The following is a 22,594-nucleotide window of genomic DNA, read 5'->3' as shown; positions in this document are numbered from 1 at the left end:
CATGCAGAAAATTCGTAAGGGCGACAACGTCGTCGTACTCACCGGCAAGGACAAGGGCCGTACCGGTGAAGTCGTTCAAGTGATGCCGCAGGAAGACCGCGCCGTCGTGCGTGGCGTCAACATGGTCAAGCGCCACCAGCGCCAGACCCAGACGCAGGAAGCCGGCATCATCAACAAGGAAGCCTCCATCCATCTGTCCAATATCGCGCTCGTCGCGAAGGACGGCAAGCCGACCCGCGTTGGCTTCTCCGTGGTCGATGGCAAGAAGGTCCGTGTGGCCAAGCGTACGGGAGATGTGATCGATGGCTGAGGCAAAGTACACGCCGCGTCTCAAGGCAGAATACGTATCCCGCATTCGCAAGGCGATGCAGGAGCAGTTTTCCTACGCCAACGAGATGCAGATTCCGCGGCTCGAGAAGATCGTCATCAACATGGGCGTCGGTGAAGCTACGGCTGATTCGAAGAAGCCTTCCGTTGCTGCCGCCGACCTCGCAGCGATTGCCGGCCAGAAGCCGGTCATCACCCGCGCCCGCAACTCCATCGCCGGCTTCAAGGTCCGCGAAGGCATGCCAATCGGCGCCAAGGTGACGCTGCGCGGCGCTCGCATGTATGAATTCCTGGATCGCCTGGTCAACATCGCGCTGCCGCGCGTTCGCGACTTCCGCGGCCTGAATCCGAAGAGCTTTGACGGCCGTGGCAACTTCGCCATGGGCATCAAGGAACACATTGTGTTCCCGGAGATCAACTACGACAAGGTTGATCAGATGTGGGGCATGGACATCATCGTTTGCACGACGGCCACCAAGGACGACGAAGCGCGGGCTCTTCTGAAAGAGTTCAACTTCCCGTTCCGTCAGTAACCGTAACGACGAGCGTAGAAAAGGAACTCGATATGGCGAAAACAAGCGCAATCGAAAAGAACAAGCGCCGCCGCAAGACGGTTTCCGAACAGGCTGCCAAGCGCGCAGCCCTGAAGGCAACCGTCATGAACCAGGACCTGCCCATCGAAGAGCGGTTCCAGGCTACTCTGAAGCTCGCTTCGCTGCCGCGTGACGGTTCGAAGACGCGCATCCGCAACCGTTGCGAAGTCACCGGTCGCCCGCGCGCCTTCTACCGCAAGCTCAAGATGTCCCGTATCGCGCTTCGCGAACTGGGCAACCTGGGCAAGGTTCCCGGCATCGTTAAGTCCAGCTGGTAAGGAGACGGTTCAATGACCATGACTGATCCTCTGGGCGATATGCTCACCCGCATCCGCAACGGCGCTGCCCGTCGCAAGTCTTCCGTGACCACGCCGGCCTCCAAGCTGCGCGTTCGCGTGCTCGACGTGCTGCAGGCGGAAGGCTACATCCGCGGTTACACCCAGACCGATTACGGTAACGGCAAGTCCGAGATCGAAATCGAACTGAAGTACTATGAAGGCGCGTCTGTCATTCGTGAGATTGGCCGCGTGTCCAAGCCGGGCCGCCGAGTTTATGTCTCGGTTAAGTCCATTCCGCAGGTCGCGAACGGCCTCGGCATCACCATCCTTTCGACTCCGAAGGGTGTGATGGCCGATCACCAGGCTCGCGAACAGAATGTTGGTGGCGAGGTACTTTGCTCGGTCTTCTAAGACTGACGCAACGTTCTCCAGCGAAACAGACAGGTTGAACAATGTCTCGTATCGGTAAGAAGCCCGTTCAGGTACCTGCAGGGATCACGGCCTCGGTTGAAGGCCAGACAGTGACTGCAAAAGGCCCGAAAGGCGAACTCGTCTTCGTTGCAAACGACGAAGTGAAGGTTACCTTCGACAATAACGCCGTATCGGTGGTTCCGGCCAACGACAGCAAGGATGCTCGGTCCAAGTGGGGCATGTCCCGCACGATGATCGAAAACATCTTCAAGGGCGTGAAGGACGGTTTTGAGCGCAAGCTCGAAATCAACGGCGTCGGTTACCGCGCGGCCATGCAGGGCAAGAACCTGCAGCTGTCGCTCGGTTTCAGCCATGACGTCGTCTATGAGCCCCCGCAGGGCATCACCATTGCCGTGCCGAAGCCGACGGAAATCGTCGTCACCGGCATCAATAAGCAGCAGGTCGGTCAGGTAGCAGCGGAAATCCGCGAATACCGCGGTCCAGAGCCCTACAAGGGCAAAGGCGTCAAGTACGCCGAGGAACGTATCGTCCGCAAGGAAGGCAAGAAGAAGTAAGGTTGACGCGAAATGGCTAGCAGGAAACAAGCACTTGCAAAGCGCGCGAGCCGCGTGCGCCGCCAGATCAAGGCGGTTGCGAACGGTCGCCCGCGTCTGTCGGTTCATCGCTCGTCGAAGAACATCTATGCCCAGGTCATCGATGACGTGGCTGGTCGCACGCTTGCGGCCGCTTCCACGCTCGATGGCGGTCTGCGCACGTCCTTAAAGACGGGTGCCGACATCGCTGCTGCTGCCGCAGTCGGCAAGCTCGTTGCAGAGCGCGCCGTCACGGCTGGCGTGAAGGAAGTGGTCTTCGACCGCGGCGCCTTCATTTTCCACGGCCGCATCAAGGCACTTGCCGATGCTGCCCGCGAAGGTGGTCTGAGCTTCTGATCTATTCGTCCGGTCCTTCGGGGCCGGACGTTTCGGTGTCCGGGGCTCTGGCCCCGCTCGCCCATCACCGGCCGGTGGATATCTCTTCACTAAGGGATCCGTCGGCTATTCGAATGTTGCCGTTCGAACCGGAAAAGAAAAAGGAAAAGGACAATGGCACAGGAAAAGAGAGGCTCGCGCGACGATCGCTCGAACCGCGAAGAGCGCGATAGCGAATTCGTCGACAAGCTGGTTGCGATCAACCGCGTCGCAAAGGTTGTAAAGGGTGGCCGTCGTTTCGGCTTTGCCGCTCTCGTCGTCGTTGGCGACCAGAAGGGCCGCGTTGGCTTTGGCCACGGCAAGGCACGCGAAGTGCCGGAAGCAATCCGCAAGGCAACCGAAGCTGCCAAGCGCGATCTGATTTTCGTACCGCTGCGTGACGGCCGTACGCTTCACCACGACGTCAACGGTCGCCATGGCGCCGGCAAGGTTCTGCTGCGTGCCGCCAAGGCCGGTACCGGTATCATCGCCGGTGGTCCGATGCGCGCCGTTTTCGAAACGCTCGGCGTTCATGACGTCGTTGCAAAGTCGACCGGTTCGTCGAACCCGTACAACATGGTTCGCGCAACGTTCGACGCCCTGAAGCACCAGGTGCATCCGAAGGACGTGGCAGCACAGCGCGGCATCAAGTATGCAACGCTTCAGGCTCGCCGTGCCGCTTCCGGCAATGCTCAGGAAGAATAAGGAGTTCGTCGATGGCCAATGAAACCAAGACGGTAACGGTCGAACAGATCGGAAGCCCCATTCGCCGGCCCGCCGTACAGCGCCAGACGCTGATCGGCCTCGGCCTCAACAAGATGCACCGGGTTCGCACGCTGGAAGACACCCCGTCCGTGCGTGGCATGATCCGGTCTGTCCAGCATCTCGTTCGCGTCGTCGACGAGAAGTGAGACGGAGGAAGACATCATGAAACTGAATGAAATCAAGGACAACGAAGGCTCCACCAAGGACCGTATCCGCGTTGGTCGCGGTATCGGTTCTGGCAAGGGCAAGACCGGTGGTCGCGGCGTCAAGGGTCAGAAGGCCCGTTCCGGCGTTGCCGTCAACGGCTTCGAAGGCGGTCAGATGCCCATCTACCGTCGTCTGCCGAAGCGCGGCTTCAACAACATCTTCGCTTCCGAATTTGTTGTCGTGTCGCTCGGCCGCATCCAGACTGCCATCGACGCCAAGAAGCTCGACGCTTCTGCACCGATCGATGCGGCAGCCCTCAAGGCCGCCGGTGTCATCCGTCGCCTGAAGGACGGCATCCGCATTCTGTCGGATGGCGAACTGACGGCCAAGGTTTCGATCGAAGCCGCCGGCGCCTCCAAGGCTGCCGTCGAGAAGATCGAAAAGGCCGGTGGCTCGATCAAGCTGCCGGAAGTTGCTTCCGCCGAATAATGAACTGAAGAATCGCCCGGGGTGCTTCACACCGGGCGATTTTGCTCCCATATGTGAGCCTCACGATTCCGGACCCGATTTGCGGGCACGTCCGGGACATCGCGGAAAACGGGGTGAGGCATAAGGTTGCATGGCAGCCCTTCCGTCTCCCGGTTTTATGAACCTGAATATGGACTGCTTTCCGGATCTGGCCGCACGGGCGCGCCGCCGGAATTGGTCAGGCGGAGAAATGCATGGCTTCTGCAGCTGAACAACTGGCCTCCAATCTTAATTTTTCAACTTTTTCCAAAGCGACGGATCTCAAGAAGCGCCTGTGGTTCACACTGGCGGCTCTGCTTGTCTATCGTCTCGGGACGCATATTCCGCTGCCGGGTCTCAACCCTGAAGCCTATGCGCAGGCCTTCCGCGGCCAGGCGGGCGGCATTCTAGGCCTCTTCAACATGTTTGCCGGCGGCGCTGTCGAGCGCATGGCGATCTTCGCGCTCGGCATCATGCCGTATATCTCCGCGTCGATCATCGTGCAGCTGATGACCTCTGTCGTGCCTTCTCTGGAAAACCTGAAGAAGGAAGGCGAACAGGGCCGCAAGATCATCAACCAGTATACCCGTTACGGCACGGTGCTTCTCGGCACGCTGCAGGCCTATGGCATTGCCGCCGGCCTTGAGAGCGGGCAGGGGCTGGTGATTGATCCGGGCTGGTTCTTCCGCATCTCGACGGTCGTGACGCTGCTCGGCGGCACCATGTTCCTGATGTGGCTCGGCGAACAGATCACCTCGCGTGGCATCGGCAACGGTATTTCGCTGATCATCTTCGCCGGCATTGCCGCAGGCCTGCCGAAGGCGCTGGCTGGAACGCTGGAACTCGGCCGCACGGGTGCGCTGTCGACCGCGCTCATCCTGACGGTCGTCGTCGTTGCCATCGGCGTCATCGCGCTCATCGTGTTTGTCGAACGCGCGCAGCGCCGGCTGCTGATCCAGTATCCGAAGCGCCAGGTCGGCAACCGGATGTTCCAGGGCGATACGTCGCACCTGCCGCTGAAGCTGAACACCGCGGGCGTCATTCCGGCGATCTTTGCCTCGTCGCTTCTGCTTCTGCCGGCAACGGCTGCGGGTTTTGCCGGCAATACGAACCTGCCGTCCTGGGCAACGGCCGTCATCGGCTCGCTGCAGCACGGCCAGCCGCTGTTCATGCTGTTCTATGGCGCGCTGATTGCCTTCTTCTCGTTCTTCTACACGGCCATCGTCTTCAATCCGAAGGATACGGCCGACAATCTGAAGAAGCATGGCGGCTTCATTCCGGGCATTCGTCCGGGCGAGCGCACCGCAGAATACATCGACTACGTCCTGACGCGCATCACCGTCATCGGCGCCATCTACCTCGTGTTCGTCTGCATTCTTCCCGAAACGCTGATCGCAAGGACGGGTATCCCATTAGCCCTTGGTGGTACTTCGCTTTTGATCGTTGTCAGTGTTACCCTTGATACGGTAGCACAGATCCAGGGCCATCTGATTGCACAGCAATATGAAGGTCTGATCAAGAAGTCCAAGCTGCGTGGAGGAAAGAGGGGACGATGAGATTGATTCTTTTGGGGCCGCCGGGGGCGGGTAAGGGGACCCAAGCCCAGCGGATCGTTGAAAAGCACGGCCTTCCGCAATTGTCGACGGGTGACATGCTGCGTGCAGCGATCCTGGCGGAAACCGAAGTGGGCAAGCGCGTCAAGGCGGTGCTCGATTCGGGCAAGCTCGTCTCCGACGACATCGTGATTGCGATCGTCTCGGAGCGGATCGACCAGCCGGACTGTGCCAACGGCTTTATTCTCGATGGCTTTCCGCGCACGCTGGTGCAGGCCGATGCGACCGAGGCCATGCTTGCGGCCAAGGGCATCGATCTTTCGGTGGTGATCGAGCTGCGGGTCAACGATAAGGAGCTGGTGCGCCGTGTTTCGGGTCGCTACAGCTGCGCAAGCTGCGGATCCGTCTACCACGACACGGACCACAAGCCGGGCGTCGAAGGGGTTTGCGACAAGTGTGGTTCGACCCACTTCAAGCGCCGTCCGGACGACAATGCCGAGACGATGACGCAGCGACTCGAGGTTTACTACAAGGAAACCTCGCCGCTCATCGGCTACTACTATGCCAAGGGCAAGCTGAAGAGCGTCGATGGCATGGCAGAAATGGACGTCGTGACGTCGCAGATTGAGGCGATCCTGGCAGACCTTTAAGGTTTGCCCGGGCGTTACCCCAAGAATCTTGGCGGGGCCGGTTGCTATTTTCGACTGATTCCGCTAAAGACCGCGCCAACTCGCGACATTGCTGCGATCGGCGCGGAACATCCGCAAGGATGTCCGGTCCGGTCGTTTTGACTTGTCACGGATGAGATTTGAACTGGCGGCCCTCTATGGCTGCTCTCATGGAAGAAGCACCACTTGCCGGATGGCAACTGGAACGCAAGGAGAATAGGCGTGGCACGTATCGCTGGCGTCAACATCCCGACTGCGAAGCGCGTCGTTATCGCGCTGACCTATATTCACGGGATCGGCCCTAAATTCGCACAGGAAATCGTCGAGAAGGTCGGTATTCCGGCTGAACGTCGCGTTCATCAGCTGACGGACGCAGAAGTCCTCTCGATCCGCGAAACCATCGACCGCGATTACCAGGTTGAAGGTGACCTGCGTCGCGAAACCGCGATGAACATCAAGCGTCTGATGGATCTCGGCTGCTACCGCGGCCTGCGCCATCGTCGTGGCCTGCCGGTCCGCGGTCAGCGCACGCACACCAATGCCCGCACCCGCAAGGGTCCGGCAAAGGCGATCGCCGGTAAGAAGAAGTAATTTTTCAGGCGCGAGGCGATAGGCAGTAGGCGGTAGCGGAGAAAGCTATTGGCTGCTGCCTCGTTTCTATTGTCTGAAAAGGTGGAGCCGCTGGTGCTACGGCGGTGACGATATCAACGAAAGGAAGACCATGGCCAAGGAAGCCACACGCGTCCGCCGTCGCGAACGTAAGAACATTTCGTCGGGCGTTGCGCACGTCAACTCGACGTTCAACAACACCATGATCACCATCACCGATGCGCAGGGCAATGCGATTGCCTGGTCGTCGGCTGGTGCAAAGGGTTTCAAGGGTTCGCGTAAGTCGACGCCGTTTGCTGCCCAGATCGCTGCTGAAGACTGCGCTAAGAAGGCTCAGGAACACGGCATGAAGTCTCTCGAAGTCGAAGTCTGCGGCCCGGGTTCCGGTCGTGAATCGGCTCTGCGCGCCCTCCAGGCTGCGGGTTTCATGATCACCTCCATCCGTGACGTGACGCCGATCCCGCACAATGGTTGCCGTCCGCGCAAGAAGCGCCGCGTCTAATTCGCCTTCGGAGGCTGCTCTTGGCGGCGGCCTCGGTTCGAATTCGTGTGATGCCGCCTTACTTCGTCAATCGGGGTATGGCGGCTTTGCCGTAACGCCCAAGAAGAGTGTTTCTCCTTGGCGCTTCTCATGCTCGGTTGCCACGATTGGATAGTGGCAGCGAACGGAAGGTTTTAATCATGATCCAGAAGAACTGGCAGGAACTGATCAAGCCGAACAAGGTGGAGTTCACCTCGTCCGGTCGCACCAAGGCCACGCTCGTCGCGGAGCCGCTGGAACGCGGTTTTGGTCTGACGCTCGGCAACGCGCTGCGCCGCGTTCTCTTGTCGTCGCTGCGTGGTGCCGCCGTCACTGCTGTGCAGATCGACGGCGTTCTGCACGAATTCTCCTCCATCCCCGGCGTGCGGGAAGATGTGACGGACATCGTGCTCAACATCAAGGAAATCGCCATCAAGATGGATGGCGACGATGCAAAGCGGATGGTCGTGCGCAAGCAGGGCCCGGGTGCGGTGCTTGCCGGCGATATCCAGACGGTTGGCGACATCGAGATCCTCAATCCGAACCATGTCATCTGCACGCTCGACGAGGGTGCGGAAATCCGCATGGAATTCACGGTGAACAACGGCAAGGGCTATGTGCCTGCCGATCGCAACCGTGCCGAAGATGCGCCGATCGGCCTCATTCCGGTCGACAGCCTCTACTCCCCGGTCAAGAAAGTGTCCTACAAGGTGGAAAACACCCGCGAAGGCCAGGTTCTCGACTATGACAAGCTGACCATGACCATCGAAACCGATGGTTCGGTCACGGGCGAGGATGCCGTGGCGTTTGCCGCTCGCATTCTTCAGGACCAGCTGTCGGTCTTCGTCAACTTCGACGAGCCGCAGAAGGAAGCAGAAGAAGAATCGGTCACTGAACTGGCGTTCAACCCGGCTCTCCTCAAGAAGGTCGACGAACTGGAACTCTCTGTCCGTTCGGCCAACTGCCTGAAGAACGACAACATCGTCTACATCGGCGACCTCATCCAGAAGACCGAGGCGGAAATGCTGCGCACGCCGAACTTCGGTCGCAAGTCGCTGAACGAGATCAAGGAAGTCTTGGCTTCCATGGGCCTGCATCTGGGTATGGAAGTTCCTGCCTGGCCGCCGGAAAACATCGAAGATCTCGCCAAGCGCTACGAAGACCAGTATTAACCGCCCAACCGTTCCGGGCGGGCCCGCAAGGTGGCCCGCTTCGCGAATTGGAAAGCATGTTTAAACTGCAGGCGGATGCCTGCAAGTAAAGGAGACCAGAGATGCGCCACCAGAAAGCCGGCCGCAAGCTCAACCGTACCGCCAGCCATCGCAAGGCAATGTTTGCCAACATGGCGGCTTCGCTCATCACCCATGAGCAGATCGTAACGACGCTTCCGAAGGCCAAGGAAATCCGTCCGATCGTCGAAAAGCTGGTCACGCTCGGCAAGCGCGGCGACCTGCACGCTCGTCGTCAGGCCATTTCGCAGATCCAGGACCAGGACGCTGTGAAGAAGCTGTTCGATGCCATCGCTTCGCGCTACGCAACCCGCAACGGCGGCTACCTGCGTATCATGAAGGCTGGCTTCCGCCAGGGCGACAATGCTGCCATGGCCGTCATCGAGTTCGTCGAACGCGATGTGAACGCCAAGGGCGCCGCCGATAAGGCCCGCGTTGCCGCTGAAGCAGAAGCTGCCGAAGCCGCATAAGGTTTTGCCCTGACAAGGGGCAGATACGGAAAAAAGGCCGGGTGAGCGATCACCCGGCCTTTTGCGTTATGTTCTGCTGCACGCCTTCAGTGCCGGCGACGATTGGATGCTCTCCTCCCGCTCAAGAACATCCGGCAGAGCGATCCACCGGATCGCGCCCGGCTTTATCAGGCCGGATCGTGGCTTGTCTCGTCGCGGGGCGATATCACCTCGGCGAAATCGTCCATCTCGTAGAAGGGGCGGATCTCGATTTCGCTCGGACCTGGCATTGGATTGGGGCAGCGCTTCACCCATGCAACAGCTTCGTCCATGGTCTTGACCTCCCAGATCCAGAAGCCGGCGACCAGTTCCCGCGTCTGCGCAAAGGGACCGTCAATGACTTCCCGGTCCGGTCCGTTGAAGGCAATCCGTTTTCCCAGTCTGGAGGGTTTCAATCCATCGCCGGTCAGCATGATGCCCGCTCGGACCAGTTCTTCGTTGAACTCTCCCATGGCCTTCAGCGCAGAGGCTGTTGGCAGTATACCGTCTTCGCTGTCTTTCGTCGCCTTGACTATCACCATGACACGCATGTCTCGTCTCCCCAGAGGCTTTGAGGGCGCCTTGCCCCTGCCGGCAGCATAATGAACGGGCAGGGTCGCATGCGGCAACACTATTTGCGGCGCCGGCTGCCGCGGCGACTGGGGATATACCTTGTCGCCGCGAGATGGAGCATTACCGGGAGGCGGCCGCGCGCCGGCTCCGCCTGCGCTCCATCAGCTTTGGCCGCACCAGACGGTAGCCCAGGAGAACCGTCACCACGGCGATGTAGAAGGCCGGCTCCAGCGTCAGGCTCTTGCGCGACAGCACGAAATGCAGAATGGCAACGAGCAGGATGGGATAGGCGAGTTTGTGCAGCGTATTCCAGCGGCTGCCAAGTTTTCTGATCGACCAGCGGTTCGAGGTGAGCGCGAGCGGCGTCAGCATCACAAGTCCCGCCATGCCGAGCATGATATACGGCCGCTTCAGAAGATCGCCGAGGATCGAGGAAAAGACGAGCGCCCGGTCGAGCGTCAGGTAGACGGCAAAATGCGCCAGCACATAGTAGAAGGCGATGAGGCCAAGCGCCCGCCGATAGGCGATCAGGTTGACACCGAAAAGATCGCGGATCGGCGTGACGGCGAGGCCGAGACAGAGAAAGCGCAGAGTCCACAGCCCAAGCAGGTGTTCGAATGTGCGCACCGGGTCGGCCCCAAGGTCGCCGAACACGCCCTGATAAAAGGCATAGAGGCCGGGCAGCAGTCCGAGTGCATAAAGCACCCAGACGGAACTGGAGCGATAGCGCGCGGGCAGGGCAAGGCTTGCCATGGTCAGTAGAACTTCTTCAGGTCCATGCCGGCATAGAGGCTGGCCACCTCGTCGCCGTAACCGTTGAAGGGAAGTGTGTCGACGGTACGTCCGCCAAACAGGCCGCTGCCTTCGCCGATGCGCCGTTCGGTCGCCTGGCTCCAGCGGGGATGGTCGACCTTCGGGTTCACATTGGCATAAAAGCCGTATTCGTTCGGCGCTGAAATATTCCAGGTCGACGGCGGTTGCTTGTCGGTGAGCGTGATCTTGACGATCGACTTGATGCCCTTGAAGCCGTATTTCCAAGGGGTGACGAGGCGGATCGGCGCGCCGTTCTGGTTGGGCAGGGTTTCGCCATAAACGCCGGTGGCGAGGATTGCCAGCGGATGGCGGGCCTCGTCAAGCCGCAGGCCTTCGACATAGGGCCAGGGCAGGGCCTGGAAGAAGCCGCGCTGGCCGGGCATCTGCTCGGGGCGCACGACGGTTTCGAAGGCGACATATTTGGCGCTGCCGAGCGGCTCGACCCGGTCGAGGATGGCGGAGATCGGAAAGCCGACCCAGGGGATGACCATGGACCAGGCCTCGACGCAGCGCATACGGTAGACGCGCTCTTCCATCGGGATTTCCGCCATGATCTTTTCCATGTCGATCACCTGCGGTTTTGCCACCATGCCGCCGACGGTAATCGCCCAGGGGGTCGGCTTGAAGTCGCCGGAATTCTGGGCGGGATCGGCCTTGTTGACGCCGAACTCGTAGAAATTGTTGTAGGTGGTGACGTCCTTTTTCGGCGTCAGCTTGTCGTTCACCTTGTAGGTGCTCGGCGTCGTGGCGATGGGGGCTGCGAGAGCACCGCTAGCACCGGTTAGCGCCATGCCGGCGGCAGCGCCGGCGATAAAGCCGCGCCGCGACAGATAGAGCGACTGCGGCGTGATCTCGGAAGCGGGGATGCGGGGCGGACGATAGGCCGGCATGGACAGTCTCCTGCAGAGCGGCGGGTGTTTATGATCATCTCTATACGTAACGGCAAGGAAGCCGGTTTCACAGAGGGTGTAGAAAGTGCGGCAGCCACGTTCTCGTGATGCTGAAGACGGGGCGAGGCGTACCGCTTTGGCCTGTCGTGATAGTGACACCGCAGGCCGTTTCCGCTAGGAAAAGCCCAAAAGCAGGGCATTATGGCCAGCAAAGCAGCGGTCATGCCCCTCCCACGTTCAAGACCTGAGGATAATACCATGCCTGCATACCGTTCGAGAACGACGACCCATGGCCGCAACATGGCGGGCGCCCGCGGTCTCTGGCGCGCCACGGGCATGAAGGACAGCGATTTCGGCAAGCCGATCATTGCCGTGGTCAATTCCTTCACGCAGTTCGTGCCGGGCCATGTGCACCTCAAGGATCTCGGTCAGCTGGTGGCGCGCGAGATCGAGGCGGCGGGCGGCGTTGCCAAGGAATTCAACACGATTGCCGTCGACGACGGCATCGCCATGGGCCATGACGGCATGCTCTATTCGCTGCCGTCGCGCGAGATCATCGCCGACTCGGTCGAGTACATGGTCAATGCGCATTGCGCTGACGCCATGGTCTGCATCTCCAACTGCGACAAGATCACGCCCGGCATGCTGAATGCCGCGATGCGCCTCAACATTCCCGCCGTCTTCGTGTCCGGTGGTCCGATGGAGGCCGGCAAGGTGGTCATGCATGGCAAGACCGTCGCGCTCGACCTTGTTGATGCCATGGTGGCGGCGGCCGACGAAAAATATTCCGACGCGGATGTGCAGGCAATCGAACGCTCGGCCTGTCCCACCTGCGGCTCGTGCTCGGGCATGTTCACCGCCAATTCCATGAACTGCCTCACCGAAGCGCTCGGCCTGTCGCTGCCCGGCAACGGTTCGACGCTTGCCACCCATTCCGACCGCAAGCGCCTGTTCGTCGAGGCCGGCCACCTGATCGTCGATCTCGCCCGCCGCTACTACGAGCAGGAGGACGAGAGCGTCCTGCCGCGCACCATCGCCTCCAAGGAAGCGTTTGAGAACGCCATGACGCTCGATATCGCCATGGGCGGATCGACCAATACGGTTCTGCATATCCTGGCGGCGGCCTATGAGGGCGGCGTCGATTTCACCATGGACGATATCGACCGCCTGTCGCGCCGCGTGCCCTGCCTGTCGAAGGTGGCGCCGGCCAAACAGGACGTTCACATGGAAGACGTCCACCGCGCCGGCGGCATCATGCGCATTCTCGGCGAACTGGAGCGCGGCGGCCTCATCCACACCGACTGCAAGACGGTGCATGAGGCAACGCTCGGCGACGCCATCAACCGCTGGGATATCACTCGCACCAATTCGGAAAGCGTGCGCACCTTCTTCAAGGCTGCCCCCGGCGGCGTGCCGACGCAGGTTGCCTTCTCGCAGTCCTCGCGCTGGGATGATCTGGATACCGATGGCGAAACGGGTGTCATCCGCTCGGTCGAAAAGCCGTTTTCCAAGGATGGCGGTCTTGCGGTGCTCTACGGCAATATCGCGCTCGACGGCTGCATCGTGAAGACGGCGGGCGTTGACGAATCGATCCTGAAATTCACCGGTCCGGCGCGCGTCTTCGAGAGCCAGGATGCGTCGGTGAAGTCCATCCTCAACAACGAGGTGAAGGCCGGCGATGTCGTCGTCATCCGTTACGAAGGCCCGAAGGGCGGCCCCGGCATGCAGGAAATGCTCTATCCGACGAGCTATCTGAAGTCGAAGGGGCTCGGCAAGGCCTGCGCGCTGATCACCGACGGCCGCTTTTCCGGCGGAACCTCCGGCCTCTCCATCGGCCATGCCTCGCCGGAAGCGGCCAATGGCGGTGCGATCGGTCTCGTACGCGAAGGCGACATGATCGAGATCGATATTCCCAACCGCACGATCAACCTTCTGGTTCAGGACAGCGAACTGGCCAGCCGCCGGGCCGAACAGGACAAGCTCGGCTGGAAGCCGGCCGCGCCGCGCAAGCGCAATGTCACGACGGCGCTCAAGGCCTATGCCGCCTTCGCCTCCAGCGCCGACAAGGGCGCCGTGCGCATCCTGCCGGACTAAGGGCTGAACCGCAACCATGACGAAAAGGCCTGCCGGCGCAATCCGGCAGGCCCTTTCAGTTTGTGGGCGCTTATGGTGCGGGCGCGACCGGGTGATCCCAGTAGGGCGGCGTCCCGATCCGGCCAAGCAGATAATCGCGGAAGGACAGCACCTTGAAGGAGCGCAGGCGGTTTTCCGGGTAGATCAAGTGAATGTCGTGAATGCTGGTATCGACGGCCGCCTCGACATCGGTCATCACCGGCACCAGCCTGCCGCTTGCCAGATGCTCATGCACGAGCCAGGTGGGAAACAGCACGAGCCCCTGATGCTGGAGAGCGGCCTCCACAAGGCTGTCGGCATTGTTGCTGGTCAGATTGCCGCGCACGAGACAGGGGCGCAATTCTCCACCGCCTGTTGCCGTTCGAAAATACCATTTCTGCGCCCCGTTGATGCCCTTGTAGAGCAGGCAATTGTGGTCGGAGAGCGCGTCCTGACCCTGCGGCGCGCCGTGGCGGGCAAGATATGCGGGAGAGGCGCAGACGACGTAGCGCTGCGGCGTCAGCTTGCGCCCGCTGAGGCTTGAATCCTTCATCTGCCCGATGCGGATGGTGATGTCGGCGCCCTCGGCCACGGGATCGATGAAGGTATCGGAAAGCGTGAGGTCCACCTCCACCCGTGGGTGCAGTGCCTGATAGGCGGAAAGCAGCGGCGCGATATGGCGCCGTCCGAACGCAACGGGCGCATTGATGCGCAGGAGGCCGCGTGCCTCGCCGGCTGCCCCGCGGGCCTGTTCGCTTGCAAGGTCGATCTGCGACAAGGCCTCGCGCACCTCGCGCAGATAGGCCGATCCGGCATCCGTCAACGTCACTGCGCGCGTGTTGCGAAACAGCAGGCGCTGGCCGAGCAGCTCTTCGAGGCCGCTGATGTGGCGGGAGACGGAGGAGGGCGGCAGGCTGTGGCGCCGCGCTGTCGCGCTGAAACTGGCGGTCGCTGCGAGATCTACGAACAGTCGCAGCGACAGAAGCGTCAGATCATTGCTCATGGGACAAACTTCATTTGCTCTGAGGCATCATTGTTGTTTTCCGGACACTAGCCTACCTCCGCTTCCTTCAACAAGAAGGGAGAGCCGTCGCATGGGGCACATTGTCATTCTTCTGCTGGTCGTCGCTTCCGGCATGGGGCTGTCCGTCGAGGCGGGGCTGCTCGGGCCTCTCGGCGAGGAGGTGGGGCATATGGCGGCCACCCTGTCGATCTTTCTGGTCGGCGGCTTGCTGATGTCGGTGGCGCTTGTCTTTGCGCCGAAGCGCAGCCTGCCGGGCCTGTTTGCCCAACCGCGCTGGCTTCTGGTCGGCGGCGTTCTTGGCCCGGTCTATGTCATCGTGCTCACGCTTGCGACGCCGGTCATCGGTGTCGGAACCACCATGGTCGGCATTCTGTGCGGTCAGGTCGCGGCAAGCCTCGCGATCGACCATTTCGGTTTCTTCGGCACGCCGCGCCGCGCCATGGACCGTTATCGCGTCGGTGCACTCCTGCTCATTCTTCTGGCTCTTGGGATTCTCAATCGATGATCTTCGTGCTTGTCACTCTTCTGGCGCTGGCCGGCGGTATTTCGCTTGCTGCGCAATCCTCCATCAACGGGCGTCTCGGCCGTGCGGCGGGCGTGATGGAAACGGCGTGGCTCACCTTCGTGCTGGGGGCTGCCATTTCCTTCCTGCTGTTCTTCTTCTTCGAGCCGGCCCACGCGCAGACGCTGTTCACAGCACCGAAATGGCAGCTGATCGGTGCCCTGTTCGGCGTGGTCTATATTCTCGTCAACGTGGTGGCCGTGCCGCGCGTCGGGATTGCAGCGGCAACCGTTGCCGTCATCACCGGCCAGCTGGCGATGAGCCTGCTGATCGATCACTTCGGCTGGTTCGGCAATGCCGTCATTCCGCTCGACGGGGGACGGTATCTGGCAATCGCGCTTCTCGCCGGGGCGCTTGCGCTCATCTATATCGGCAACAGCCGCAAGGCCTGACGAGCACGCGGATCCGTCCGTCAGAGCGGGCGGATCAGCGTCTTTGTCGCCTCGTTCAGCTGCGTCATACGCTCCTCATAGGCTGCACGAATGCAGGCCGCATCGGCCCCGCACTCCTGGCGCTTCTTCAGCCAGGCCAGTTGCGTTTCCTTCAACTGGTCTCGGTTACCCATCGCCATCAGCGAGGTCAGGATGTCGAAGGTGGTTGCCATCTTCACATCGAGATCGTTCAGCGACCGGTCCTCGCAGATCACCTTCTCGCCGCCCGAAAGATCGGCCTTCTGGCAATCAAAGCTTGCGGCAAACGCCGGGGCGGCGGGAAGGGCAGCAAAGCCCATGAGCGCAACGGCGCCGGCGGCAAGGGTGTGGGCGAGGCGGTTCGTCTTCATCAATTTGCTCTCCATGAACCCCCACTACGAAGCGCGGGCCAAATGGTTCCCACCAAAAGCCGTGCATCCCGCTTCACTGATATGCGCGTGCGGAGACGAAGGGGCTGCTGCGCCAGGCAATGAGGGAGAAGGCTCGCCTTTTCCACGCCTGGATCTATGTCTTCATCACATGAACATAGTTTAATGCGCGGGCAGCATTCGCCGTCCCTGCATCCCCATTTTCGGCCACCTTTCATTTCTAGCGTTTGCAGATAGAAATCATCTACCCGTCAAAGTGAGGAATCACATGCTGAGCATGCCGAAAAGCATCTCCCTCTGCCTTCTGGCCCTGTCGCTGATCCTGCCGTCGCAGGGTTTTGCGCAGGACAAGACCGTGCCGCAGAGCCGCCCGGAGATGCAATTGTCCTTTGCGCCGCTGGTCAAGCAGACATCGGGCGCCGTGGTGAACGTCTATGCCGAGCGCGTCGTGCAGCGACAGAACCCGTTTGCCGGCGACCCCTTCTTCGAGCAGTTTTTCGGCCAGCGCATGCCGAACCGTTCGGAAAAGCAGTCGTCGCTGGGCTCTGGCGTCATCGTCTCGCACAATGGCCTCGTGGTGACCAACAACCACGTCATCCAGGGGGCGGACGACATCAAGATCGCGCTGCCCGACGGCCGCGAGTTTCCCTGCGAGGTGCTGCTGAAGGACGAAAACATCGATCTTGCCGTCCTGAAGATCAAGGCCAAGGAAGAGTTTCCGGTTCTTGCCATTGGCAATTCCGATGCGGTCGAGGTGGGCGACCTGGTGCTCGCCATCGGCAATCCCTTCGGCGTCGGGCAGACGGTGACCAGCGGCATTGTGTCGGCGCTTGCCCGCAACCAGGTCTCGAGCGGTGATGTCGGATTCTTCATCCAGACCGATGCCTCGATCAATCCCGGCAATTCCGGCGGTGCGCTGATGAACATGAGGGGCGAACTGATCGGCATCAATACGGCGATCTTTTCGCGTGGCGGTGGCTCGAACGGCATCGGCTTTGCCATTCCGGCCAATCTCGTCAAAGTCTTCGTGGCCGCAGCGGAGGAGGGCAAGACGAGCTTTGAAAAGCCCTATGTCGGGGCGACCTTCCAGCCGGTGACATCGGAAGTGGCCGAGGCACTGGGCCTCAAGACCGCGCGCGGCGCCATCGTGGTGAGCGTCACCGAAGGCGGACCGGCCGACAAGGCGGGGCTGAAGCCCGGCGAAGTGATTACCGCGGCCAACGGCATTGCCGTCGAGCATCCGGATGCGCTCTGGTATCGCCTGACGACGGCAGGTCTTGGCAAGCCGGTGCATCTGACCGTGTCGCAGAATGGTGGTGAACGCCAGTTGACCATGGTGCTGGGCACCGCGCCCGAAACGGTGCCGCGCGATGAACGACTGATCGAGGGACGCAACCCGTTTGCGGGCCTGCGCGTCGCCAATCTGTCGCCGAAGCTTGCAACCGAGCTGCGCCTTCCCACCGACAAGACCGGTGTCGTCGTCTCCGAGGTGGTGCGTGGTTCGCCGGCGGCACGGCTGGGCTTTCAGGCCGGCGATATTGTTGTGTCGCTGAACGGAGATGCCGTGTCGTCCACCAAGGTGCTGCAGACGCTCGCGGCCAGCAATCCCTCGCTGTGGCGCGTCGAGATCGAGCGCGACGGACAGCGCATCCGCCAATTCTTCCGATGAGCGAGGATCTGTTCCGCAAAAGCCTGCCGGAGGCGGTCGCATCCAAGCGACCGCTTGCCGATCGCCTGCGGCCGACTTCGCTTGCCGAGGTGACGGGCCAGCCACACCTGACGGGCGAGGACGGCGTTCTCCGCCGCATGATCGCCTCGGGCTCGCTCGGATCGATGATCTTCTGGGGGCCGCCGGGCACGGGAAAGACCACGGTGGCACGGCTCCTGTCCGGCGAGACGGGGCTTGCCTTCGAACAGATTTCGGCGATCTTTTCCGGCGTGGCGGATCTGAAGAAAGTGTTCGATGCCGCGCGGCTTCGCCGTATGGATGGGCGCCAGACCCTGCTCTTCGTGGACGAGATCCATCGCTTCAACCGCGCCCAGCAGGACAGTTTTCTGCCCGTGATGGAAGACGGGACCGTCATCCTTGTCGGCGCAACCACCGAAAACCCGAGTTTCGAGCTGAACGCCGCTCTTCTGTCGCGGGCGCGGGTGCTGACCTTTCGTGCCCATGACGAAGAAAGCCTTGCCGAACTCCTGTCACGCGCCGAGACGGTGGAGGGTAAGCCGCTTCCGCTCGATGAGGAGGCGCGCGCGGCGCTTGTTCGGATGGCCGATGGTGACGGCCGGGCCGTGCTGACGCTTGCCGAAGAGGTGTGGCGGGCGGCCCGCGAGGGCGAGCGGTTCGACACAGAAGGCCTGTCGCGCATCGTGCAGCGCCGCGCGCCGGTCTATGACAAGGCGCAGGACGGCCATTACAATCTCATCTCTGCGCTGCACAAATCGGTGCGCGGTTCCGATCCCGATGCGGCGCTCTACTATCTGGCGCGCATGTTCGATGCCGGAGAGGATCCGCTCTATATCGGCCGCCGGCTGGTGCGCATGGCGGTCGAGGATATCGGCCTTGCCGATCCGCAGGCTCTGGTCATCTGCAATGCCGCCAAGGATGCCTATGATTATCTGGGCTCGCCGGAGGGGGAGCTGGCGCTGGCTCAGGCCTGCGTCTATCTCGCCACCGCGCCCAAATCCAATGCCGTCTACGTCGCCTTCAAGGCGGCGATGCGCACGGCCAAGGAAAACGGCTCGCTTCTGCCGCCAAAGCGCATTCTGAACGCCCCGACCAAGCTGATGAAGGGCGAGGGCTATGGCGACGGCTACCGTTACGACCACGACGAGCCGGATGCGTTTTCGGGACAGGACTATTTCCCCGACAAGCTTGGCCGGCAGGTGTTCTACGATCCGCCGGAGCGCGGGTTCGAGCGCGAGATCCGCAAGCGCCTGGACTGGTGGGCAAAGCTGCGCCGCGAGAGGGGCGGGGCCTGAAATCTATCGCTACGGGCCATCAGGCCTGTTTGCGCGCCGGCGGAGCGGTGCCGGCGGACGGGGCGCTCACCATCTTCACCGCTGAATCAGCCAAGCCATGATGGCCATCGCCATCCACCACCAGATGCCAGTGGCCGCCTTCGGGAATGACCAGCCGGATGGGCGATTTTTTCGCAACGCCGCCGATGAATTTGAAATCCAGCTTTTCCGTAAAGCGCTGGTAATTGACCGCCGACATCAGCCGCACATTGTTGACGGCCGACAGCGTGACCTCAATGATCGTGCCGGCGCGCTGTGCCTTCAGGTCGAAATGGGTGAAGCGAAAAGAAGGGGCCGCCATTCTTGTCTCCATGCTCTGTGAGGGAGAGACGGTAGGGCGAGGAAGTTAATGCTTGGTGGAACCAGAATGCGAGAAATCCGTTAACAGAGCGAACAAGATGGTCGCTGCAGACCTCCCAGATGCGGCGACCCGGCTGTGATCCACCACAGCCCGACAAGAACAAGACTTTTATCTCCAGTCTGTTTCAGGCCTTGTCCCGTTTCCCCTGCCGGACAAGGCCTTTTCTTTGGCTGAAACCAGTCAAAAAGCGACGTTCTATCAGCACCTTACGGTGCTTGGATGAATCGATCCGGCAAGGCGTTGATTCAATCTGTGAAAGCCCGATCCTTTTTCCGGAGACAGCAAGGTCTGGCCTCGGGTCGATGATCGATGGTAGGACGCGTTCCAGCGCTTGCGGGGACGATGTCATGTATGGCGAGATGAAGCAGATAGTGCTCGACGTGACCCGTCTTGGACCTGAGAGCCTCCATGTCCTGGTGGCGCTCGGCACGTTTCTCATGTGTCTGCTCGTCTCGCGCCGTATCGCGTTCAGCCTGCTTCTGGTCGCTGCCCTCCAGATGACAAACGAAGTGCTCGATCTCTTCGATGATCTCGCCGACGGCAACCCGCTGCGGTGGTCGGACATGTGGAGCGATACCTATGCCTCTCTTCTCTTGCCAACCTTGCTTTCGGGCCTACTGTTTCTCGGGCGCGTCATGGCCGGCAGTCGTGCGTTGCGCCGCCATCGTGAGACAGGGCGAATGGGGGGGCGGCAGGGTAACGTGACAGGAAGAGCGTTTTTTCTTTTCGAACGAAACCACGCAGGGGGAAAATTTCCCCGGCGAGCGCGTGTGCGACAGGCGCTGCTCTTTGCTTTGTTGGCTTTCACCACTGCGCCGGCCGATGCCGCCGATGCGCAGAAGGGGCGTCGCACCTTCCAGCAATGCGCGTCCTGCCATGTGGTAGACAGCGAGAGCAACGGCTTTGGTCCGAACCTGAAGGGCGTGGTCGGGCGGCGGGCCGCAAGCGTGGCGGGCTATGCCTATTCACCGGCGCTTCGAGAGGCGGGGGCGGCCGGCTTGGTGTGGGACGAGGCCGCACTTGGCGAATTTCTCGCAAGCCCGTCGAAAAAAATTCCCGGCACGAAAATGCGCTTTTACGGCTTCTGGTTTCAGTCGCAGATCGACGATGTGATTGCCTATCTTAAGGAAAATCCCTGACGACCGCGAAGGCATTTCGAAAGGTCTTGTGTCAGACTGCCACAGACGGGTGCACCGGCCCGGGCTCGGTTAATGGAATGTTTATGAATTGATGCGAATGAAAGGTATCTTTGGTACGGGATCGGCGCTCGGTATGGGGCTTGGCCGTTTAGAGGATCCCGTGGTGACAGCCGAATGTATCGCCTGCGCATTCGCCACATGCAGGCTGTGTATGGAGTAGTATCATGACCTCGAAGCCTTATGCCGTGGCGCTTTTCGCCACCCTTTCCGCCACTGCTGCCTTTGCCTCGGCCGCTTGCGCCGCCGATCTTGCCGCGCCCTATTCGGAGCCGCCGGTCTATAGCGAACCGTCGGTCTCGTCCGGCTGGGATGGCGCCTATGTCGGTGCGCATGCCGGCGTTGGGATGCCGAAACTGAACCCGTTCTCCAGCAACAACGGCGTCGCAGCCGGCGTGCAGGCAGGCTACAACACCACGGTCGGCCGCGCCGTCGTCGGCGGTGAAGTCGAAGCCTCCTACATGGGCGACACGGAAGTGCGCGTCAACGGCGGTGAGCTCAAGGAGCGTCATCGCCTGGCCGCCAAGGGCAAGGTCGGCATGCCGCTCGACCAGACGCTGATCTATGGCACGGCCGGCCTTGCCATGACCAGTTTCCGTGACAATGGCAACGTGTCCGGCCCGGATGGCTGGAAGCCCGGCTATATCATCGGCGCCGGCGTCGAGCAGAAGCTGACGTCCAACATTTCGGCCAAGGTGGAATACAACTACACCGGCACGCCGAACGTCCGCAGCTTCGACAGCGGTGCGCCCTCCGAGCGCGACCTGCACGATCATTCGGTCAAGGCGGGTATCAACTACAAGTTCTAGTCTACACGCCGAAGAGGCGTAAAAGTCATGGCTTCCCCAGGTCCGGGGGAGCCATTTTTCGTTGGGGCAGGCATCTTTATGCGGGTGGCGATGCCCGCGAGAAGGCCTGCCAAAACATCTCTCTCTTCAGCGCGTCTTCGCCCCGGCTTTGCCGCCTTGGCCATGCTAATGTGCCCCCGATTCGCCGTCGGCCTGCAAGCATCGGCCCCTCATCGGGATCGGTTGTCGGAAGCACGATGCGTCTCATCACAGAATTGAAGCGTCCGTTTGCATCCGACAGGCTGCATGACGGCGCGATCGCCGGGCTGCAGGCTCTGCATAAAAGGAGAATACCATGAGCAATGCCAGGAGCGGCATTACCGGATTGCGGCCCCACATCACCGTCATCGGGGTTGGCGGCGGCGGCGGCAACGCGATCAACAACATGATCGCCGAAGATCTCGAAGGCGTCGAATTCATCGCTGCCAACACCGATGCGCAGGTGCTGGCCACCTCCAAGGCCTCGCGCCGCATCCAGCTTGGGGCGCATGTGACGGAAGGGCTTGGTGCCGGCTCGCTGCCCGAGGTCGGGCGGGCGGCTGCTGAAGAATCCATCGACGAGATCATGGATCATCTGGCCGGTTCGCACATGTGCTTCGTCACCGCCGGCATGGGCGGCGGCACAGGCACGGGGGCCGCACCGGTGATTGCCGCTGCCGCGCGGGCCGCCGGCATCCTGACGGTCGGCGTCGTCACCAAACCGTTTTCTTTCGAGGGCAACCGGCGCCTGAGGACGGCGGAAGCTGGCATCGAGGCCTTGCGGCTGGCGGCCGACACGGTCATCGTCATTCCGAACCAGAACCTGTTCCGCATTGCCGACGCCAAGACCACCTTTGCCGATGCCTTCATGACCGCCGACCGCGTGCTGTTCGCCGGTGTCGGCTGCATCACCGATCTCATCGTCAAGGAGGGCCTCATCAACCTCGATTTCGCCGACGTGAAATCCGTCATGCGCGGCATGGGCCGGGCGATGATGGGCACCGGCGAGGCGGAAGGCACGGGCCGGGCGATGAAGGCTGCGGAAGCCGCCATCGCCAATCCGCTCCTGGACGATATCTCGGTGCATGGCGCGCGGGGCGTGCTCATCTCCATCTCCGGCGGCTCCGACATGACGCTGTTTGAGGTGGACGAGGCCGCAAGCCGCATTCGCGACGAGGTGCAGGACGAAGCCGACATCGTCGTCGGCGCCATTTTCGACCGCAATCTCGATGGCCGCTTCCGCGTCTCGGTGGTGGCAACCGGGCTGGAAGGCAAGGCCTGAGTTTTTAAGGCCAAGCGGAGCGGGCGCGGGGAGGCGCCCGTCCGCAAAGAGATCCGGCAGATTGAACGGCC

29 protein-coding genes are annotated in these 22,594 nt (G+C 61.4%); 23 read left to right on the top strand and 6 right to left on the bottom strand.

Translation table 11 applies throughout. The annotated features are described in order from the left end of the window. The first annotated feature begins 1 nt into the window (after window position 1). From rplX to rplQ, 15 genes are all read left to right on the top strand, one after another. Window positions 2-310 (top strand): 50S ribosomal protein L24, encoded by a 309-nt coding sequence (rplX, locus tag J2858_RS00215; RefSeq protein WP_210102767.1) that lies wholly within the window; start codon window positions 2-4, stop codon window positions 308-310. Beyond that, the gene (rplE, locus tag J2858_RS00210) at window positions 303-860 is read left to right on the top strand and encodes a 50S ribosomal protein L5 (protein WP_210102766.1); all 558 of its coding nucleotides are present in this window, start codon (window positions 303-305) and stop codon (window positions 858-860) included. The genes rplX and rplE overlap by 8 nt, the downstream gene beginning before the upstream one ends. A 32-nt stretch (window positions 861-892) precedes the next feature. Further along, window positions 893-1,198: a 30S ribosomal protein S14 gene (gene rpsN, locus J2858_RS00205; RefSeq protein WP_210102765.1), complete on the top strand. Its 306-nt coding sequence runs from the start codon at window positions 893-895 to the stop codon at window positions 1,196-1,198. Window positions 1,199-1,210: 12 nt separating this feature from the next. Further along, the gene (rpsH, locus tag J2858_RS00200; protein ID WP_210102764.1) at window positions 1,211-1,609 is read left to right on the top strand and encodes a 30S ribosomal protein S8; all 399 of its coding nucleotides are present in this window, start codon (window positions 1,211-1,213) and stop codon (window positions 1,607-1,609) included. A 41-nt stretch (window positions 1,610-1,650) separates the two neighbouring features. Continuing rightward, window positions 1,651-2,184, top strand: coding sequence for a 50S ribosomal protein L6 (rplF, locus tag J2858_RS00195; RefSeq protein WP_210102763.1), 534 nt, complete (start codon window positions 1,651-1,653; stop codon window positions 2,182-2,184). A 12-nt stretch (window positions 2,185-2,196) separates the two neighbouring features. Then, window positions 2,197-2,559, top strand: coding sequence for a 50S ribosomal protein L18 (rplR, locus tag J2858_RS00190; protein WP_210102762.1), 363 nt, complete (start codon window positions 2,197-2,199; stop codon window positions 2,557-2,559). Window positions 2,560-2,712: 153 nt separating this feature from the next. Further along, window positions 2,713-3,282: a 30S ribosomal protein S5 gene (gene rpsE, locus J2858_RS00185; protein WP_210102761.1), complete on the top strand. Its 570-nt coding sequence runs from the start codon at window positions 2,713-2,715 to the stop codon at window positions 3,280-3,282. An 11-nt stretch (window positions 3,283-3,293) separates the two neighbouring features. Beyond that, window positions 3,294-3,488, top strand: a complete 195-nt coding sequence (gene rpmD, locus J2858_RS00180; RefSeq protein WP_210102760.1) for a 50S ribosomal protein L30 — start codon at window positions 3,294-3,296, stop codon at window positions 3,486-3,488. Between the two features lie 16 nt (window positions 3,489-3,504). After that, entirely contained in the window at window positions 3,505-3,978 is a 474-nt protein-coding gene (rplO, locus tag J2858_RS00175; protein WP_210102759.1) for a 50S ribosomal protein L15, read from the top strand. A 233-nt stretch (window positions 3,979-4,211) separates the two neighbouring features. Beyond that, on the top strand, window positions 4,212-5,552 hold the full coding sequence (secY, locus tag J2858_RS00170; protein ID WP_210102758.1) for a preprotein translocase subunit SecY: 1,341 nt from the start codon (window positions 4,212-4,214) through the stop codon (window positions 5,550-5,552). Further along, a complete protein-coding gene (locus J2858_RS00165; RefSeq protein WP_210102757.1) occupies window positions 5,549-6,199 on the top strand; it encodes an adenylate kinase in 651 nt (216 codons plus the stop codon). Before secY ends, J2858_RS00165 begins: the two co-directional genes overlap by 4 nt. A gap of 240 nt (window positions 6,200-6,439) precedes the next feature. Then, window positions 6,440-6,808, top strand: a complete 369-nt coding sequence (gene rpsM / locus J2858_RS00160) for a 30S ribosomal protein S13 (protein WP_210102756.1) — start codon at window positions 6,440-6,442, stop codon at window positions 6,806-6,808. A 130-nt stretch (window positions 6,809-6,938) separates the two neighbouring features. Next, window positions 6,939-7,328 carry a 30S ribosomal protein S11 gene (rpsK, locus tag J2858_RS00155; protein WP_015915761.1) on the top strand — a complete coding sequence of 130 codons (390 nt, stop codon included), beginning with the start codon at window positions 6,939-6,941 and terminating at the stop codon, window positions 7,326-7,328. Between the two features lie 179 nt (window positions 7,329-7,507). Then, on the top strand, window positions 7,508-8,518 hold the full coding sequence (locus J2858_RS00150; protein ID WP_210102755.1) for a DNA-directed RNA polymerase subunit alpha: 1,011 nt from the start codon (window positions 7,508-7,510) through the stop codon (window positions 8,516-8,518). 101 nt (window positions 8,519-8,619) lie between these two features. Next, window positions 8,620-9,045: a 50S ribosomal protein L17 gene (gene rplQ, locus J2858_RS00145; RefSeq protein ID WP_137131939.1), complete on the top strand. Its 426-nt coding sequence runs from the start codon at window positions 8,620-8,622 to the stop codon at window positions 9,043-9,045. A 167-nt stretch (window positions 9,046-9,212) separates the two neighbouring features. Here rplQ and J2858_RS00140 read toward each other — a convergent pair whose 3' ends face one another. The 3 genes from J2858_RS00140 to msrP form a co-directional block, all read right to left on the bottom strand. Next, the gene (locus J2858_RS00140) at window positions 9,213-9,614 is read right to left on the bottom strand and encodes a YciI family protein (RefSeq protein WP_210102754.1); all 402 of its coding nucleotides are present in this window, start codon (window positions 9,612-9,614) and stop codon (window positions 9,213-9,215) included. A 142-nt stretch (window positions 9,615-9,756) separates the two neighbouring features. Beyond that, the gene (msrQ, locus tag J2858_RS00135) at window positions 9,757-10,389 is read right to left on the bottom strand and encodes a protein-methionine-sulfoxide reductase heme-binding subunit MsrQ (protein WP_210102753.1); all 633 of its coding nucleotides are present in this window, start codon (window positions 10,387-10,389) and stop codon (window positions 9,757-9,759) included. 2 nt (window positions 10,390-10,391) lie between these two features. Next, window positions 10,392-11,339: a protein-methionine-sulfoxide reductase catalytic subunit MsrP gene (msrP, locus tag J2858_RS00130; RefSeq protein WP_210102752.1), complete on the bottom strand. Its 948-nt coding sequence runs from the start codon at window positions 11,337-11,339 to the stop codon at window positions 10,392-10,394. 258 nt (window positions 11,340-11,597) lie between these two features. On the opposite strand from msrP, the gene ilvD reads away from it, so the two are divergent. After that, window positions 11,598-13,433, top strand: a complete 1,836-nt coding sequence (gene ilvD, locus J2858_RS00125) for a dihydroxy-acid dehydratase (protein WP_210102751.1) — start codon at window positions 11,598-11,600, stop codon at window positions 13,431-13,433. A 70-nt stretch (window positions 13,434-13,503) separates the two neighbouring features. Here ilvD and J2858_RS00120 read toward each other — a convergent pair whose 3' ends face one another. Beyond that, complete coding sequence (locus J2858_RS00120; protein ID WP_210102750.1) at window positions 13,504-14,454, bottom strand: LysR family transcriptional regulator; 951 nt, start codon at window positions 14,452-14,454, stop codon at window positions 13,504-13,506. Between the two features lie 91 nt (window positions 14,455-14,545). Between J2858_RS00120 and J2858_RS00115 the strand changes: the two genes are divergently transcribed. Both J2858_RS00115 and J2858_RS00110 read left to right on the top strand, forming a co-directional pair. After that, window positions 14,546-14,980, top strand: a complete 435-nt coding sequence (locus tag J2858_RS00115) for a DMT family transporter (protein WP_210102749.1) — start codon at window positions 14,546-14,548, stop codon at window positions 14,978-14,980. Continuing rightward, the gene (locus tag J2858_RS00110) at window positions 14,977-15,429 is read left to right on the top strand and encodes a DMT family transporter (RefSeq protein WP_210102748.1); all 453 of its coding nucleotides are present in this window, start codon (window positions 14,977-14,979) and stop codon (window positions 15,427-15,429) included. Before J2858_RS00115 ends, J2858_RS00110 begins: the two co-directional genes overlap by 4 nt. A 20-nt stretch (window positions 15,430-15,449) precedes the next feature. Here J2858_RS00110 and J2858_RS00105 read toward each other — a convergent pair whose 3' ends face one another. Next, complete coding sequence (locus J2858_RS00105) at window positions 15,450-15,818, bottom strand: lysozyme inhibitor LprI family protein (RefSeq protein WP_432443218.1); 369 nt, start codon at window positions 15,816-15,818, stop codon at window positions 15,450-15,452. 286 nt (window positions 15,819-16,104) lie between these two features. On the opposite strand from J2858_RS00105, the gene J2858_RS00100 reads away from it, so the two are divergent. Together J2858_RS00100 and J2858_RS00095 are read left to right on the top strand one after the other, a co-directional pair. Further along, window positions 16,105-17,505 carry a DegQ family serine endoprotease gene (locus J2858_RS00100; RefSeq protein ID WP_210102747.1) on the top strand — a complete coding sequence of 467 codons (1,401 nt, stop codon included), beginning with the start codon at window positions 16,105-16,107 and terminating at the stop codon, window positions 17,503-17,505. Next, window positions 17,502-18,818 (top strand): replication-associated recombination protein A, encoded by a 1,317-nt coding sequence (locus J2858_RS00095; RefSeq protein WP_210102746.1) that lies wholly within the window; start codon window positions 17,502-17,504, stop codon window positions 18,816-18,818. The genes J2858_RS00100 and J2858_RS00095 overlap by 4 nt, the downstream gene beginning before the upstream one ends. A gap of 19 nt (window positions 18,819-18,837) precedes the next feature. Here the strand turns inward: J2858_RS00095 and J2858_RS00090 are convergent, their stop codons facing one another. Next, a complete protein-coding gene (locus J2858_RS00090) occupies window positions 18,838-19,158 on the bottom strand; it encodes a DUF1883 domain-containing protein (protein ID WP_210102745.1) in 321 nt (106 codons plus the stop codon). Window positions 19,159-19,433: 275 nt separating this feature from the next. Here J2858_RS00090 and J2858_RS24060 point away from each other — a divergent pair, with 275 nt between their 5' ends. The 3 genes from J2858_RS24060 (at window position 19,434) to ftsZ (ending at window position 22,523) form a co-directional block, all read left to right on the top strand. Continuing rightward, window positions 19,434-20,357 carry a c-type cytochrome gene (locus J2858_RS24060; RefSeq protein WP_245365496.1) on the top strand — a complete coding sequence of 308 codons (924 nt, stop codon included), beginning with the start codon at window positions 19,434-19,436 and terminating at the stop codon, window positions 20,355-20,357. A 224-nt stretch (window positions 20,358-20,581) separates the two neighbouring features. Continuing rightward, window positions 20,582-21,223 carry an outer membrane protein gene (locus J2858_RS00080; protein WP_210102744.1) on the top strand — a complete coding sequence of 214 codons (642 nt, stop codon included), beginning with the start codon at window positions 20,582-20,584 and terminating at the stop codon, window positions 21,221-21,223. Window positions 21,224-21,557: 334 nt separating this feature from the next. Next, the gene (ftsZ, locus tag J2858_RS00075) at window positions 21,558-22,523 is read left to right on the top strand and encodes a cell division protein FtsZ (RefSeq protein ID WP_210102743.1); all 966 of its coding nucleotides are present in this window, start codon (window positions 21,558-21,560) and stop codon (window positions 22,521-22,523) included. Window positions 22,524-22,594 lie beyond the last annotated feature (71 nt).

The sequence above is a fragment of the Neorhizobium galegae genome, from assembly GCF_017877135.1.
Taxonomy (GTDB): Bacteria; Pseudomonadota; Alphaproteobacteria; order Rhizobiales; family Rhizobiaceae; genus Neorhizobium; species Neorhizobium galegae_A.
This window is presented reverse-complemented; position numbering and strand designations above follow the sequence as displayed.